This is a genomic window from Megamonas funiformis, from assembly GCF_010669225.1.
GTDB classification, from domain to species: Bacteria; Bacillota; Negativicutes; order Selenomonadales; family Selenomonadaceae; genus Megamonas; species Megamonas funiformis.
Genome location: NZ_CP048627.1, coordinates 941,425 through 956,927 on the forward strand (window position 1 = coordinate 941,425; position 15,503 = coordinate 956,927).

Below are 15,503 nucleotides of genomic sequence, written 5' to 3' on the forward strand. Positions count from 1 at the left end.
CAAATTTCTTATATTAATTAAACTTAAATTATTTATCAGTTACATCTTTAAAATCAGCGTCAACAACATTGTCATCATCTTTTGTCTGGGTCTGTTGCTGTGCATTAGCACCTGCTCCGCCAGCTTGTTGTTGAGCTTGCTGAGCCTGCTGATATGCAGCTGCGCTTAATTCATAAAGAGGTTTTTGTAATTCTTCCATAGCTTTTTTGATTGCTTCGATATCTGTACCTTTGAGAGCATTTTTAACGCCTTCAATGCCATCTTTTACTTTAGCTACAGTATTAGCATCAGCTTTATCGCCTAAATCTTTGATTACTTTTTCAGCTTGGAATACTAAAGAATCAGCATTATTTCTAGTTTCTATTTCTTCTTTACGTTTTTTATCTTCAGCTTCATGAGCTTGAGCTTCTTTAACCATGCGGTCGATATCTTCTTTGCTCATACCGCTATCAGATTGAATAGTGATATTTTGTTCTTTACCAGTACCAAGGTCTTTTGCAGATACATGAACGATACCATTAGCATCAATATCGAATTTAACTTCGATCTGAGGAACTCCTCTTGGAGCTGGTGGAATATCTGTTAAATCGAAACGACCGAGAGTTTTGTTGTCTGCTGCCATTTCACGTTCACCTTGAAGAACATGAATGCTAACTGCAGGCTGATTATCAGCAGCTGTAGAGAATACTTGGCTCTTAGAAGTAGGAATAGTAGTATTTCTTTCAATGATTTTTGTGCAAATACCACCTAATGTTTCAATACCTAAGGAAAGTGGAGTTACATCAAGAAGTAATACGTCTTTAACTTCACCAGCTAAGATACCAGCTTGAATAGCTGCACCTACTGCAACACATTCATCAGGGTTTACACCATGATTTGGTTCTTTACCAAGATATTTTCTAATAGCTTCTTGAACAGCAGGGATACGGCTAGAACCACCAACTAAGATGATTTTATCGATTTCAGAAACGGATAAACCAGCATCAGCCATAGCTTTACGAGTTGGTTCGATTGTAGCTTCAACAAGATCTGCTGTTAATTCATCAAATTTTGCACGAGTAAGAGTTAAATCTAAGTGTTTTGGACCTGTTGCATCAGCAGTGATGAATGGTAAGTTGATATTTGTAGAAGTCATGCTGGAAAGTTCGATTTTTGCTTTTTCAGCAGCTTCGATAAGACGTTGAGCACTCATTTTATCTTGAGATAAGTCAATGCCGTTGGATTTTTTGAATTCTTCTACCATCCAATTCATTACTGCATGGTCAAAGTCATCGCCACCTAAATGAGTATTACCATTAGTGGATTTTACTTCAAATACGCCATCACCAAGTTCGAGGATAGATACATCGAATGTACCGCCACCTAAGTCGAATACTAAGATTGTACCATCTTCGCCTTTATCAAGACCATAAGCAAGAGCAGCAGCAGTTGGTTCGTTTACGATACGAAGAACATCAAGACCTGCGATTTTACCAGCATCTTTAGTTGCTTGACGTTGGCTATCGTTGAAGTAAGCAGGAACAGTGATAACTGCTTGAGTTACTTTTTCGCCAAGATATTTTTCTGCATCAGCTTTTAATTTTTGAAGAACCATAGCAGAAATTTCTGGTGGAGTATAAGATTTACCATCAATATTTACTTTATAATTAACTTCGCCCATATGACGTTTGATTGAAGCGATTGTTCTATCTGGATTGGAAACGGCTTGACGTTTTGCAAGTTGACCTACAAGACGTTCACCATCTTTTGTGAAACCTACAACTGAAGGAGTAAGTCTGCTACCTTCTGGGTTTGTAATAACTGTAGGTTCGCCACCTTCCATAACAGCGACTACAGAGTTAGTAGTACCTAAGTCAATACCAATTACTTTGGACATTATAAATTCCTCCTAAAAACATCTATATATAAATATAAGTGTTATGCAATTTAATAAAATATTTTATATTAATTATAGTTAATTAAATGATTAATTAGCTACAACTTTTACCATACTTGGGCGAATTACTCGACCTTGTACCATATAACCTTTTTGGAATTCTTCTTCGATGGTATCATCTTCTTTTTCAGGGTCTTGAACGCGCATTACAGCTTGATGGAAATTAGGATCAAATTTTTCACCAGCAGCTTTAATAACTTCAAGACCATTTTTCTTCAAAGATTCCATTAATTGGTTGTAAACCATGGAAATTCCATCATGAAGAGGAGTACCAGCAGCTCCTTCAACAGCTAAAGCACGTTCAAAATTATCAATGATGGGTAATAAATCTTTAATTAATCCTTGAAGTACTACACTAGATAATTCTTCACGTTCTTTTTCATTGCGACGACGGAAGTTTGCAAAATCAGCTTGCAATCTTTTATAGTGGTCTTCGCTTTGCTGTAATAATTCTTTTTGAGCTTCAAGTTCTTTTTTTATTGTATCAAAAGTTGCTTCATCATTTTCTACAGCAGTCTCATTAGTAGTTTCTTCTACTGTTTCTTTAACTTCGTTATCAGAAGTAGTTTCAGTCTGCATAGTTTCTTTAGTTTCTTCTGGAGTAGCCATGAATCAACCACCTTCTTAGTTAATAATAAATAGTTTAATCTTTATAGATTACAAATGAAATCTATGGAAAATATCAGCAAGATTAGCATTCATAAATTTTAATAAAGAAATTATTTTGCCATAATCCATACGTGTTGGACCTAAAACAGCTAATGTGGCAATTGGTTTACCATCTAAATGATATGTGGCACTGATAATACTGCAATCTTTAATATCATTATATTTGTTTTCTTGACCAATGGTAACAGCTAAACTTTCATCTTTTTGTGCATGTAAAATATCATATAAAAGTTGTTTTTCTTCAAACATAGATAATAGTTTTTTTACTTTATCTATATTATGGAATTCAGGCTGTTCCATTAATTCTCTTGCACCACCTAGATAAAGTCGTTCTTGCTTATCTTTGGCTAATGCTTCATCTATAATATTAATGATAGCATTGAAAACTGTGGAATTAACAGTTTCACCACGAATTTTGCGAATTGATGCCATACTAATATCTGATAGACGCTTACCTTTGAGATAATGATTAAAGATACTAGCGATATTATCAAAATCCTTAAAAGAAACACCACTTGGAATATCGATAATTTTGTTATCAATAAAACCAGCATCTGTCATGATGACAGCTATTACTTGATGTTCATTAAGTGGTAAAAATCGCAAATACTGAAAAGCTGTTTGCGTTAATTGTGGAGCTAAAACTAAAGATACATTTTTTGTCAATTGAGAGATTATACGTGAAGTTTCACGGAAAATTTCTTCAACAGAACGTACTTTAGTAGCATACCAATTATTGATAAGAGATATCTCATTCTCCGACATTTGTTCTAATGTTAATAAGTCATCAACATAAAAACGATAACCTTTTGATGAGGGGATACGCCCAGATGAGGTATGGAGATGCTTGATATAACCAAGTGTCTCTAAATCTGCCATTTCATTACGAATTGTCGCAGGGCTAATTCCCAAACTATATTTCTTAGCAATTGTTCGGGAGCCTATTGGCTCTGCAGTAGATATATAGTCATCTACAATGGCTCGGAGAATGCGTTGCTTTCTTTCATCTAGCATTTCTTTCACCCCTATTGTTAGCACTCTATAATAGTGAGTGCTAACTTCTAATTAAGAATGTATCACTATTTAGACAAAATGTCAATGTCTTTTGTTTAATTAAATAAAAAATTTCTTAAGTATAATGAAAACAATTGAAATTAGTTTAGTTATTATATAGGAACTAAACTAAATGATAAAAATTATTGATTATAGGTTGAGGTTTTTAATAAAATAGTGTAAAATATAGATTATGAGCGTAATAAAAAAATAAAAATAGAAAGCCGAATCCAGCTCAGGAGCGGGAGAACCAATTTTTTGGGGTGAATCTAATTTATTTTGGTAGAATTTACTGAAATTTTAGATGGATAGTCTTTCCTTCTCTGTCCTAACCCGTCAGCTAACCTCGTAGGCGATTTTGAGAGGAGTCTTTTTTTTGAGTAAAGTTGTCCGTGTTTTAGTTTTATCTTTATGTTTGATCTGTATGAGTGCTATTGCTAGCGCATCTTCTTTCCGTTTAGGAGACCAAGGTGCAGAAATCGCTGAAATTCAAGCAGCATTGGCAAGTCAGGGTTATGATGTAACAGCAGATGGAGATTTCGGTCCAGCTACACAAGCTGCAGTGGCAGCATTCCAATCAGCTAATGGTTTGGATAATGATGGTTTAGTTGGCGCTATGACATATCAAACATTGATGGGACGTAACATGCCTGTAGTAAGCCGTAGTTCTAATTACATTGCAAAACGTATCATTAATTCATCTTTGAATTATATTGGCGTGCCATATGTATTTGGTGGTACAACTCCAAGCGGTTTTGATTGTTCTGGTTTTACGCGTTATGTTTTTGCTACAGCTGGTATTTCTCTTCCACGTACAGCAGATGTACAATTTGAAATAGGTACACCAGTATCTTATGATAACCTTATGCCTGGTGATTTAGTATTTTTCTCTACTTATACTTATGGAGCATCTCATGTAGGTATCTATATGGGTGATGGTAATTTTATTAATGCTTCTTCTAGCCGTGGAGTAGTTGTCGATTCTTTAAGTAGTTCTTATTGGGCATCTTGCTATATTGGAGCACGTAGAGTTTTATAATTACATAAATTAAATTAAACATAATTTAATTTAATACAAAGGAGACGATAGGTCTCCTTTTTTCTTTATAAAAATAAATAAAAGCATAAATTAAAGAAAGTGAAGTGAAAAATAATGTCTTTTTTGAATAATTGTAGACAATTTACTAATTTATCCGCTATGAAAGCTAATTTTTTACAAAGAATTAATACAGTATTACCTTTAGTTTCTGATTTGGTGCATGCGCATGTAGCTATGTATACATTTTCCAAAAAAGAAAATTATTTCACTGTTGTTTCTGAATTTGAACCACATACTACGTATAATCCTATAAAACAATCATTAATAGGGAAGGAAATTCCTAAAGTACAAGAGCCTTTAATTGATAAAACTATTAAATTTAAATCAAAATATGAAGGTCAAAGAGAATTAGATTTTGGTAAATTTTATCAAATGTATACTATACCGATTGTCGTTGATTATGAAGTAATAGCTGTTATTTGTTTTGAGATAAATTATGAAGATACACAAACAAGAGGTTTTACTCGTCTTTTGAAGACTGCCTTTATTATTTTGGAAAATGCGCCTAAAAAAGCAGATAATAAAATGTATAGAGCAATTTCTTCACGAGATGGGATTATCATTACAGATAAAAATGAACGCATTATTTTTGCTAATATGGTAGCGTCAAGAATATATCATGTTTTAGGTGTTAGTAATTTGTTGGGTTGTCATCTTTTTGATAGACAGTTGACTTTGCATATTAGAAAAGAAACTATTTTGCCTAGATGTCCTTATGAAAAAGAAATTGAAGTGGGCAATTTAGTTTTGATTAGAAGAGACATTCCAATCAATGAAGCAGGCAATTTATTGACACGTATAGTGATTTTATCTGATGTTACTGAAATTAGAAAAAAAGATAAAGAATTAAAAATAAAATCAGCAGTGATACAAGAAATTCATCATCGCGTAAAAAATAATTTGCAAACTATTGCTAGTTTACTTAGATTACAAGCTAGACGCTCAAATTCAATGGAAGTAAAAGAAGCTTTAAAGGAAAGTGTAAATCGTATTTTAAGTATATCAGTTGTGCATGAATTTTTATCACAACAAGGTGATGAAAATATAGATGTAATGGAAGTAACAAAAAATATTTTACAATTAATTCAGCAAAATATGTTAGATAGTCATTTTAAATTGGAGACAGAATTCATTGGAGAGACAATAATTTTACCATCAAAACAAGCTAGTAATTTAGCTTTAATCATAAATGAATTGATTTTAAATTCAATTGAGCATGGATTTTTAGGCAGAAATTATGGTAAAATTGGTCTTAAAATAAGTCAAAGTGATGAAGCCTATATAATAGAATTGTATGACAATGGTAATGGTTTACCAGAGAATTTTTTTGATTTACCGACAAAATCTTTAGGACTTCAAATTGTGAGAACCTTAATTGAAGGAGATATGAATGGTTCTTTTGACTTATATAATGATAATGGGGTTCATGCCAAGATAGCTATTCCCTATAAATTTTTAATGGAGAGTGAAGTTGATGTCTAAGTTAAAAATTGTGATTGCTGATAATGAATCAATCATTCGCATGGATTTGAAAGAAATGTTAGAAGAAGCTGGGCATGAAGTCGTTGGAGAATGTTTTAATGGATTAAAGGCTATAGAATTAACGCAGCGATTAAAACCTGATTTAGTGATTATGGATATAAAAATGCCAGAAATGGATGGGATTACAGCTGCAAAGAGAATTTCTGACCAAAAATTAGCTCCTGTTATTTTGCTTACAGCTTTTAGCCAAAAAGACATTGTAGAAAAAGCTAAGAATTCAGGTGTTTTAGCTTATTTGGTAAAACCAATAAAGCCAAGTAATTTGTTTCCAGCAATAGAAATTGCACTATCTAGATTTAATGAGATTAAACAATTAGAAAGTGAATTAGATGATATAAAAAATTCACTAGAAATGAGAAAATTATTAGATAGAGCAAAAGGTATTTTGATGGATGCTTATAATTTATCTGAAAGTGAAGCTTATCGTAGAATACAAAAATATAGTATGGCAAAACGAAAAACAATAAAAGAAGTTGCACAATCAATTATTCGCGCAGCTACAAAATGATAAATAAAAAGGGCATTAACTTTTATAAGATAATGCCCTTCTTTATTATTTACACTATTTATGATAATTATGTTTTGAAAGTTAAATGTCATCATTGATTTTATTTTTTATTTTGCTCAATAAATCCATCAGTATTTTTTGTTCTTCTACATTGACAGCTTCTAATACTCGGCGACAATTTTGAGAGATAACTTCAAACCATTCATTATATTGTTCAATCGCCAATGGTGTGAGATAAATATATTTTTCACGTTTATCCTCACCACTTTGACGCATGATAAGATTTTTTTTCATCAGCTGACGAATTGTTTTAGAGATTGTAGCAGGTTCAATATTTAAATAGTTAGCAAGTGCTGTCTGTGTCATAGTGCCTTGATCGTGAATTGTTTTTAAGATAGTCCATTCAGAACCATAGATATTTGTACTGTATAATGCACGGTTTACACTTTTTGACATAGCACGTGTTGTTTGATATAGTTGATGAACTAATTCGTCTGTCTGTTGAATTGTTTCTAGAGAAATTTCGATGATAATCCCCTCCTTATATACTGTTATAACAAATAATAGATATTTTTACAATGAAAATTAATGAAGAAATTAACGATGATTTTGTTATATTTATAATTTTTAGGGGAAAAAGTACGTTATAGGAGGTATATTTATGCTTTATTTAGTTAAGATTTTTTATGCTTTTATAATTCCACCGGGAGGAATTATATCACTTCTGATTTTATTTAATATTTATTTATACTGGAAAAAGATTAAAGGTAAATATATTTTAAGCATGATTACTTTATTGTTTTATTTGTTATCTACAAATTTTATAGCTTATCATTTAGTTAAGCCATTAGAGAATTTTTATCAAAATAAAACTATTGAACAGTTAAAGCAAGATAAAAATGATGTGATAATTATGCTAGGTGGTGGTGCGATAAATGTAGCAGATATTGATGGCGAAGGGCAAGTTTCAGGATATGTAGCTAATCGCATGATTACAGTTATGAGATTGCAAAAAGAATTGGATATTCCTATTATTTTATCTGGCGGAAAGGTGTTTGAAGATACAGGACGAGAAGCTGATATTGAAAAGCGTATATTTGAAGGTATGGGCGTAAATTCGCAAGCTTTGATATTAGAAAATCAGAGCAGAAATACAGTAGAGAATGTGCAAAATAGCAAAGTTATAATGGAAGAATATAATTTTACTAAGCCATTAGTAATTACATCAGGCTTTCATTTGTTAAGAGCAATGGAAATATTTGCACGTGAAGGAATTGAAGCTACACCATATGTAGCAGATTATCAAATGAGTGATGAGTTAGTCTTTAGTATTTTTAATTTCTTACCTAATAATGGTAGTTTAAATACATCTTGTATGGCTATTCGTGAATATTTGGGTATTTTGGCTTTAAAATTAAAAATGCAATGAGTTTTAATATAAATATAATTAGATTAAAGAGAATATAAAATGATGATTAATGAAGTATTACAAGAAAAATTAAAATTATTGCCTACAAAATCAGGTGTTTATTTGATGAAAAATAAGCAAAAACAGATTATATATGTAGGTAAAGCGATTAATTTAAAAAATCGTGTGCGACAATATTTTCAATCGAGTAGAAATCATTCAGCAAAAACAATTGCTATGGTGTCGCATATAGAAGATTTTGAGACAATAGTTACAGATAATGAATTAGAAGCATTAATTTTAGAATGTAATTTGATAAAAAAACATCATCCTAAATATAATATTATGCTTCGTGATGATAAGACTTATCCCTATTTAAAAATCACGTTGAATGAAAAATATCCAAGAATAGTAACTACTCGTCGCCTTATCAAAGATGGCTCAAGATATTTTGGTCCATATACAAGTTCTACAGCAATGAAGGAAACTTTAAATTTATTGCGTAAATTATTCCCTTTGCGAACTTGCAAGCATTTAGCAGATAGACCTTGTTTAGAATATCATATAAAAAGATGTTTAGCTCCTTGTGCTAATTATATTGATGAAGATACTTATAAAGAGATGGTAGATGGAGTATGTTTATTCTTAGAAGGTAAAAGTGAAGTTGTAGAGCAGAATTTGGCGAAAAAAATGCAGATGGCAGCACAGAATTTAGATTTTGAGAAAGCTGCTAGATTGAGAGACCAATTATTAGCTGTGCGCAAGATAATGGAAAAACAAAAGATATTATTAGATGATGGTGATATAGATGCTATCGGTATCGCTAGAGCTAATTATGGAATTTGTATAGAGATATTTTTTATTCGCAATGGTAAAATGTTAGGTCGCAATCAATTTTTATTAAATGATGAAGATGATGATGAAAAAAATTTGATAACAGCTTTTTTGAAACAATATTATAATGATGCGGTGGATATTCCTAAAGAAATATTGATACCAGAAGAGATAGCAGAAATAGAATTATTGCAAGAATGGCTTTGGACAGAAAAAAAGAAAAAGACAAAAATTTTATTGCCTAAACGTGGTGTAAAAAAAGATATTTTGATGATGGCAAAAGAAAATGCAGAAAAATATTTATTAGAGCAAGAGCAAAAATTAAAAGATATGAAGGCTCGTAGTTTAGGTGCTGTCTATGATTTACAAAAATATTTAAATTTACCTAAGCCACCAATGCGTATGGAATGTTTTGATATATCGCATATTCAAGGTTCAGAAACAGTAGCCTCTATGGTGGTATTTCAGGATGGCAAGCCAGATAAAAATTCTTATCGCAGATTTAAGATAAATTCTACTGAAGGAAAACCAGATGATTTTATGTCGATGAGGGAAGTAACTACTCGCAGATATGTAGGCATTGATAAAAGTGATTTACCAGATTTGATAATCATTGATGGCGGTAAAGGTCAATTGAGTTCAGCTTTGGAAATTATTCGTGGAGCAGGTCATTATAGCGTCCCTGTAGTGGGGCTTGCTAAGCAATTTGAATATATTTTTACAGAACAATCATCAGAGCCTGTTATTTTGCCACGACAATCAGATGCTTTATATTTGGTGCAAAGTATAAGAGATGAGGCTCATCGCTTTGCGATTACTTATCATCGTAAACTTAGAACAAAACGCAATAAAATATCTATATTAGATAATATTTCTGGAATTGGTGCTAAGCGAAGGAAAAGTTTATTTGACCATTTTGAAACGATACAAAATATAAAAAAAGCTTCAGTTGATGAATTGATGGCGGTACCAGGGATTAGCGAGCAAATAGCAAAATCTATATATAATTTTTTCCGTACACATGAGTTAGTGAGCAGTAAATTAAAATAAATTTACAACTGTACATTTAATTTACAAGTTTACAATAAATAATCATTGACAAATATGAATTTTATTGTTATAGTAATAGACAGATAAAAACAGTGAAGAGGAAAAGTAAATTTATGAAGCTTGCAGAGAGCTATGGTTTGGTGGGACATAGTAGTGAATTAAATTGAAATACACCTTAGAGTTGCAAGGCTGAACAATTATAATAATTGAGATTAATTAAGTAAGTTTTGTCGGAGTGCCTCCGTTATCATGGGCTAGGATATGTTAGTATCCGAATGAGTGGCTAAAAAAGCAAATTGGGTGGTACCACGGGTTATAACAGCTCGTCCCTATATAGGGACGAGCTTTTTTGTATGCTTTTTTAGTTAGATGAATTTATTTTAAACTTATATCAGCTGATAATAATACTTAAGTTTTTGACAAATTAAAATTTAATCTGCAGTAATTTAAAGATTGATGTGAAAGTAAAAATTTTGATTAACATCATAAGAAAGGATGAAAACTATGTCTATTCAATTAATGATAGTCTGTCTATATGTAGTATTATTATTTGCAATATCTTTTTATGTAAAACATCGTGCTAATAAAAATCCTATGGAGTATTTATTTGCAGGAAGAAAATTATCTACATCACTTATTGCTTTTAATGTAACAGGTCTTGCTGTAGGGGCTGCTTCTACTGTTGGTGTGGCAGAAAATGCAACACAGGTAGGAATAGCAGCTGGTTGGTACAATGGAGCATGGGCTATTGGTGCTGTGGTTATGGGAATTTTAGCCGCAGGAAAATATAGACAAATGGGTTGTTCTACGATACCAGAATTATTTGAACGTTATTATGATAAAAAAGGTCGTCTTATAAGTGCAATTGGTTTAGCAATTATTCTTATTTGTATTACTTCACTTCAATATGTAGCAGGCGGGGCAATTTTATCAACACTTATGCCAGATATATTTTCTATGAAAACAGGCATGATAATGAGTGCCATAGTTTTTATTGGTATCACTGTTGTGGGCGGATTGTGGTCTTCTGGTATGTCTAATATGATAAGTGTTAGTTTAATTTATTTAGGAATTTTATATTCAACTATTTCTGTCGTAGATAATAACGGTGGACTTGTAAATATCAATAATAATTTACCTGTAGTTGATTTTTCTTGGTTTAGTCCTATTGGTGGCTTAGGTTTAGCCGTAGTGTTGGGTTGGATTTTAATTATGATATCTCAAGCACTTACATTGCAAGGAACTGTACAGATTGCCTGCGGTGCAAAAGATGCTAAAACAGCAAAAAAAGGCTTTATTTTAGGTGGAGCATTGATTTTTCCAATTGGATTTTTATCAGCTATTTTAGGCTTAGCAGCTAAAGTTCAATATCCAGATATTAATCCAACTATGGCACTTCCTCAAATCATTATGAGCTTAGATCCTGTAGTTTCAGGAATAACACTTGCAGCATTATGGGCAGCAGATGTTTCCACTGCTTGTACAATATTATTAGGTGCAGGCACACTTATTTCTCAAGATATTTATAAACGTTTTATCAATCCACAAGTAACAACTGCAAAATTTTTGCAAGTAAATCGTTTAGTTATATTATTAGTAGGTCTTGCTACTTTATGGTTAGCATTTAATGCAGTGGGAATTTTAAAAACTATGATGATTGGTTTAAGTTTGACTACTGCCTTCACTGTAGTATTTTTATTTACTGTATTTGCGCCTAGTCTTTGTCGTAAAAATTCAGCATTTTACACTACTGTTGTAGGTTTGATAGGATTGGTTTTATGGCAATTTGTACCTCAGATACATGTATTGCCACATGTAATTTATTTTGAATGGATTATTTGTATAATCAGCTTTTTGATTATCAGTGTTGTGGATAAACAGCCAATTAAAATAGTTGAGAAAGAAACTACATCAGCAAAAGTCATGGTAAATCAAGAAGTTTTGAGCAGATAAAAATAAATAATAAAATTTATAATCTGACAAGTAAAAATACTTGACAGGTTATTTTTTGTCATATATAATAGTCAAAGTCGTAGGACATAATTAAATTTGATGAATAATGAAAGCTCAGGTGGTTTAAATGTTAGAAAAGTTTTTGCACATGAGCGCTTTATTTGATATTTATGGGGCTTTGCTAACTGACAAACAGAAACGTTGTCTACAAATGCACTTATTTGAAGATTTTTCACTATCAGAGATAAGTACAGAGTTAGGAATTTCACGTCAAGCTGTTTATGACATGTTGCGTCGCAGTGAGCAAATCATGCAGCAATATGAAGATAAATTAGGTTTGGCAGCCCGTTCGACAAAAGAAAAAACAGAGCTTTTGTCAATTTTATCTGATTTATTAGCATTAAAGCAGGAATCAGAAGATAACAGGCTTAATAATATAATAAGACGTATTTCTGTGTTAACAAATGATAGCAAGGAGGCATAAATTTGATTTTTGAAAATTTAGCTGATCGTTTGCAAGAGACTTTTAAAAAATTGCGTGGTCATGGTAAATTAACAGCTGATGATGTTAATGCTACCATGCGAGAAATTCGCATAGCTTTATTAGAAGCCGATGTAAACTTTAAAGTAGTTAAAGATTTTATTAAAAAAATAAAAGAACGTGCAGTAGGACAAGAAGTTTTAGAGTCCTTGACACCTGCACAAGCTGTTATTAAAATTGTTAACGAAGAGTTAACAGCATTGATGGGGCAGACTCAAAGTCATATAAATATTTCACCAAAAGCTCCTACAATTATTATGATGGTAGGTCTTCAAGGGGCAGGTAAAACAACATCTGCTGGTAAACTTGGTTTGATGTTTAAAAAGCAAGGCAAACACCCATTGATGGTTGCAGCAGATATCTATCGTCCAGCAGCTATCAAGCAGTTACAAGTACTCGGTAGTCAAATTGATATTCCAGTATTTGCTAAAGAAGATTGTAAAGATGCTGTGCGTATCGCTAATGAAGCAATAGATTATGCAAAATCTCATGCTAATGACATTGTAATCATCGATACAGCAGGACGACTTCATATAGATGAAAACCTCATGCAAGAGTTGAAATCTATAAAAGAAGATGTAAAACCGCATGAAATCTTATTAGTAGTTGATGCAATGACTGGTCAAGATGCAGTTAATGTAGCAGAAAGCTTCAATAATGATTTAGGTTTAGATGGTGTTATCTTAACTAAAATGGACGGGGATGCTCGCGGTGGTGCGGCGCTTTCCGTTAAAGCTGTTACAGGTTGCCCTATTAAATTTGTGGGTGCTGGTGAAAAATTAGAAGCCTTAGAACCATTTTATCCAGATAGAATGGCTTCTCGTATCTTAGGTATGGGTGATGTGCTTACTTTAATTGAAAAGGCACAGACTGCTTTTGATGCAGAAGAAGCAAAAAAAATGGAAAAAGCTTTCCGCAAAAATGAATTTACATTAGATGATTTCTTATCTCAATTAAATCAAGTGAGAAAGCTTGGCTCTTTTGAAAATATCTTAGGTATGATACCTGGTATGGGTGGACTTAAGAAAAAACTCGGTGATGTGGATATCGATATGAATGGTAAAGAAATCAAACATATCGAAGCTATTATTAGAGCCATGACACCGGAGGAAAAAAGAAATACAAAAATCATCAATGGTTCTCGCCGTAAGCGTATCGCTATGGGTAGTGGAACAAAAGTTCAGGAAGTCAATAAGCTCTTAAAGCAATTTGATGAAATGAAAAAAATGATGAAGAAAATGTCTAATATGAAACAGTTAAATAAGAAAGGTAAAAAAGGAAAAGGCGGTTTTAAACTTCCTTTCTTTAGATAAACCTTCTATAATATAACTTAATCATTTTAAGGAGGTGAAAACATTGGCAGTTAAAATTCGTTTAAATCGTATGGGTGCTAAAAAACGTCCATTCTATCGTATCGTTGTAGCAGATTCTCGTGCTCCACGTGATGGTCGTTTCATCGAAATCTTAGGTAACTATGATTCCACAAAAGAACCTGCTATTATCAATATTGATGAAGAAAAAACTTTAGACTGGATGCTCAAAGGTGCTCAGCCTACAGATACAGTTAAATCTTTACTTAGCAAAAAAGGTATCATGACTAAATTTGATGCAGCTAAACATGCTAAGAAATAAGAAAGAGGCAAATAGATGAAGGAACTTGTTGAAGTAATAGCAAAATCACTCGTTGATTATCCAGAACAAGTTACTGTTGATGAAATCGTTGATGGTAATCATGTTTTGTTAAAATTGCGTGTAGCTTCAGCTGACATGGGAAAAGTCATTGGTAAACAAGGCCGTATAGCCAAAGCCATGAGAACTGTAGTGAAAGCTGCAGCTTCCTGTGAAAATAAAAAAGTTACAGTTGATATCATCGAATAATTGCAATAAAAATAGCCGAAGGTCGATTATGACTTTCGGCTTTCTCTTTATCCAAAATCTTTTCATTATAATATATATATGATAGTATATATCATGAGATTAATGAAATAATTAAAGTGAGGTTATAATTATGGAAAGCATTTCTTTACAATGTCCAGTAACAATTAAAGTAAAAGTTACTGAAAAATTTAGAGCTAAAATGTTAGATAAAATGGAAAAACAATTAGCAGAAGTAGATTTAAAATTATCTAAAATCGACATTCAAAAGAAAAAATTTTTAGAAGAACATGCTGAAGATAATATTCAACAAGTTGGAGCAATTGTTCAAAAAATGGAAGTAGACAAAGCTAAAGGTTTAAAATTAAAAGCTAAAATTGAACAAGATATTGCTGATATGAAACATTTAGGTTTAGGTGCTGAAATTATTCAAGGTACTATGCAACATGTATTTAATGTAAAAGTTGGCGATAAAATGCCAGCTGTTATGAATACTGAAATTATCGTAGAGGATGAAAAAATCATTGAAATCCGTAACTAATAAAAAGATTATTATTGGTAAAATCGGTGCAGCTCATGGTGTTAGAGGCGATATGAAAGTATATCCTTTAACAGATTTTCCGGATAGATTTAATACTATAAAAAAAGCATATGTAGACGATAAAGAAATAAATATTATTTCTACTCGCTATCAGGGGAATTTTGTAGTTATGAAAGTAGAAGGTGTTAATTCTCGTGAAGAAGTAGCACGTTTTACGAATAAATTATTGAAAATAAATCGCAGTGATGTGCCACCACTTGAAGATGGAGAATATTATGCTTTTGATATAATCGGACTTCAAGTAATCAATCAAGATGATGTTGTTTTAGGTAAAATAACAGAAATTTTGAAAACTGGTAGCAATGATGTATATATTACTAAAGCTAAAGATGGCAGACAAATTTTAATTCCAGCATTAAAGAAAGTAGTTACTGAAATAAATGTTGAAGATGGATTTATGAAAGTAATTTGGGATGAAAATCAGGAAGTGTAAT

General features: G+C 32.0%; 16 protein-coding genes, 1 riboswitch and 1 other annotated feature. Of the genes, 12 read left to right on the forward strand and 4 right to left on the reverse strand.

All coding sequences use genetic code 11. The features are described from left to right. Nucleotides 1–28 precede the first annotated feature (28 nt). The 3 genes from dnaK to hrcA form a co-directional block, all read right to left on the reverse strand. Nucleotides 29–1,876 (reverse strand): molecular chaperone DnaK, encoded by a 1,848-nt coding sequence (dnaK, locus tag GXM21_RS04565; protein WP_008538293.1) that lies wholly within the window; start codon nt 1,874–1,876, stop codon nt 29–31. A 90-nt stretch (nt 1,877–1,966) separates the two neighbouring features. Then, nucleotides 1,967–2,545 (reverse strand): nucleotide exchange factor GrpE, encoded by a 579-nt coding sequence (grpE, locus tag GXM21_RS04570; RefSeq protein ID WP_008538292.1) that lies wholly within the window; start codon nt 2,543–2,545, stop codon nt 1,967–1,969. A 48-nt stretch (nt 2,546–2,593) separates the two neighbouring features. Beyond that, entirely contained in the window at nt 2,594–3,619 is a 1,026-nt protein-coding gene (hrcA, locus tag GXM21_RS04575; RefSeq protein WP_008538291.1) for a heat-inducible transcriptional repressor HrcA, read from the reverse strand. A 251-nt stretch (nt 3,620–3,870) separates the two neighbouring features. Beyond that, nucleotides 3,871–4,028, forward strand: a riboswitch (cyclic di-AMP (ydaO/yuaA leader). 6 nt (nt 4,029–4,034) lie between these two features. On the opposite strand from hrcA, the gene GXM21_RS04580 reads away from it, so the two are divergent. The 3 genes from GXM21_RS04580 to GXM21_RS04590 all read left to right on the forward strand — a co-directional run bounded on the left by GXM21_RS04580 (nt 4,035) and on the right by GXM21_RS04590 (nt 6,807). Beyond that, a complete protein-coding gene (locus GXM21_RS04580; RefSeq protein WP_008538289.1) occupies nt 4,035–4,697 on the forward strand; it encodes a C40 family peptidase in 663 nt (220 codons plus the stop codon). A 114-nt stretch (nt 4,698–4,811) separates the two neighbouring features. Continuing rightward, nucleotides 4,812–6,239, forward strand: coding sequence for a histidine kinase N-terminal domain-containing protein (locus GXM21_RS04585; protein WP_008538288.1), 1,428 nt, complete (start codon nt 4,812–4,814; stop codon nt 6,237–6,239). After that, nucleotides 6,232–6,807, forward strand: coding sequence for an ANTAR domain-containing response regulator (locus tag GXM21_RS04590; protein WP_008538287.1), 576 nt, complete (start codon nt 6,232–6,234; stop codon nt 6,805–6,807). Before GXM21_RS04585 ends, GXM21_RS04590 begins: the two co-directional genes overlap by 8 nt. Before the next feature lie 81 nt (nt 6,808–6,888). Here the strand turns inward: GXM21_RS04590 and GXM21_RS04595 are convergent, their stop codons facing one another. Then, nucleotides 6,889–7,263 (reverse strand): MarR family winged helix-turn-helix transcriptional regulator, encoded by a 375-nt coding sequence (locus GXM21_RS04595; protein WP_008538286.1) that lies wholly within the window; start codon nt 7,261–7,263, stop codon nt 6,889–6,891. A 205-nt stretch (nt 7,264–7,468) separates the two neighbouring features. On the opposite strand from GXM21_RS04595, the gene GXM21_RS04600 reads away from it, so the two are divergent. From GXM21_RS04600 to rimM, 9 genes are all read left to right on the forward strand, one after another. Next, on the forward strand, nt 7,469–8,236 hold the full coding sequence (locus GXM21_RS04600) for a YdcF family protein (RefSeq protein WP_008538285.1): 768 nt from the start codon (nt 7,469–7,471) through the stop codon (nt 8,234–8,236). 39 nt (nt 8,237–8,275) lie between these two features. Beyond that, entirely contained in the window at nt 8,276–10,099 is a 1,824-nt protein-coding gene (gene uvrC, locus GXM21_RS04605; protein ID WP_008538284.1) for an excinuclease ABC subunit UvrC, read from the forward strand. Between the two features lie 83 nt (nt 10,100–10,182). Next, nucleotides 10,183–10,433 (forward strand) — a binding site (T-box leader). 170 nt (nt 10,434–10,603) lie between these two features. After that, nucleotides 10,604–12,052 carry a sodium:solute symporter family protein gene (locus GXM21_RS04610; protein ID WP_008538283.1) on the forward strand — a complete coding sequence of 483 codons (1,449 nt, stop codon included), beginning with the start codon at nt 10,604–10,606 and terminating at the stop codon, nt 12,050–12,052. A 127-nt stretch (nt 12,053–12,179) separates the two neighbouring features. Next, nucleotides 12,180–12,536, forward strand: coding sequence for a YlxM family DNA-binding protein (gene ylxM, locus GXM21_RS04615; RefSeq protein WP_008538282.1), 357 nt, complete (start codon nt 12,180–12,182; stop codon nt 12,534–12,536). Nucleotides 12,537–12,538: 2 nt separating this feature from the next. Beyond that, nucleotides 12,539–13,906 carry a signal recognition particle protein gene (gene ffh / locus GXM21_RS04620; protein WP_008538281.1) on the forward strand — a complete coding sequence of 456 codons (1,368 nt, stop codon included), beginning with the start codon at nt 12,539–12,541 and terminating at the stop codon, nt 13,904–13,906. A gap of 43 nt (nt 13,907–13,949) precedes the next feature. Further along, nucleotides 13,950–14,225, forward strand: a complete 276-nt coding sequence (rpsP, locus tag GXM21_RS04625; protein ID WP_008538280.1) for a 30S ribosomal protein S16 — start codon at nt 13,950–13,952, stop codon at nt 14,223–14,225. Between the two features lie 15 nt (nt 14,226–14,240). Continuing rightward, nucleotides 14,241–14,471: a KH domain-containing protein gene (locus GXM21_RS04630; protein WP_008538279.1), complete on the forward strand. Its 231-nt coding sequence runs from the start codon at nt 14,241–14,243 to the stop codon at nt 14,469–14,471. A 130-nt stretch (nt 14,472–14,601) separates the two neighbouring features. Next, entirely contained in the window at nt 14,602–15,009 is a 408-nt protein-coding gene (locus tag GXM21_RS04635; RefSeq protein ID WP_008538278.1) for a YlqD family protein, read from the forward strand. Next, nucleotides 14,981–15,502 (forward strand): ribosome maturation factor RimM, encoded by a 522-nt coding sequence (rimM, locus tag GXM21_RS04640; RefSeq protein ID WP_039881331.1) that lies wholly within the window; start codon nt 14,981–14,983, stop codon nt 15,500–15,502. Before GXM21_RS04635 ends, rimM begins: the two co-directional genes overlap by 29 nt. Nucleotide 15,503: the final 1 nt, after the last annotated feature.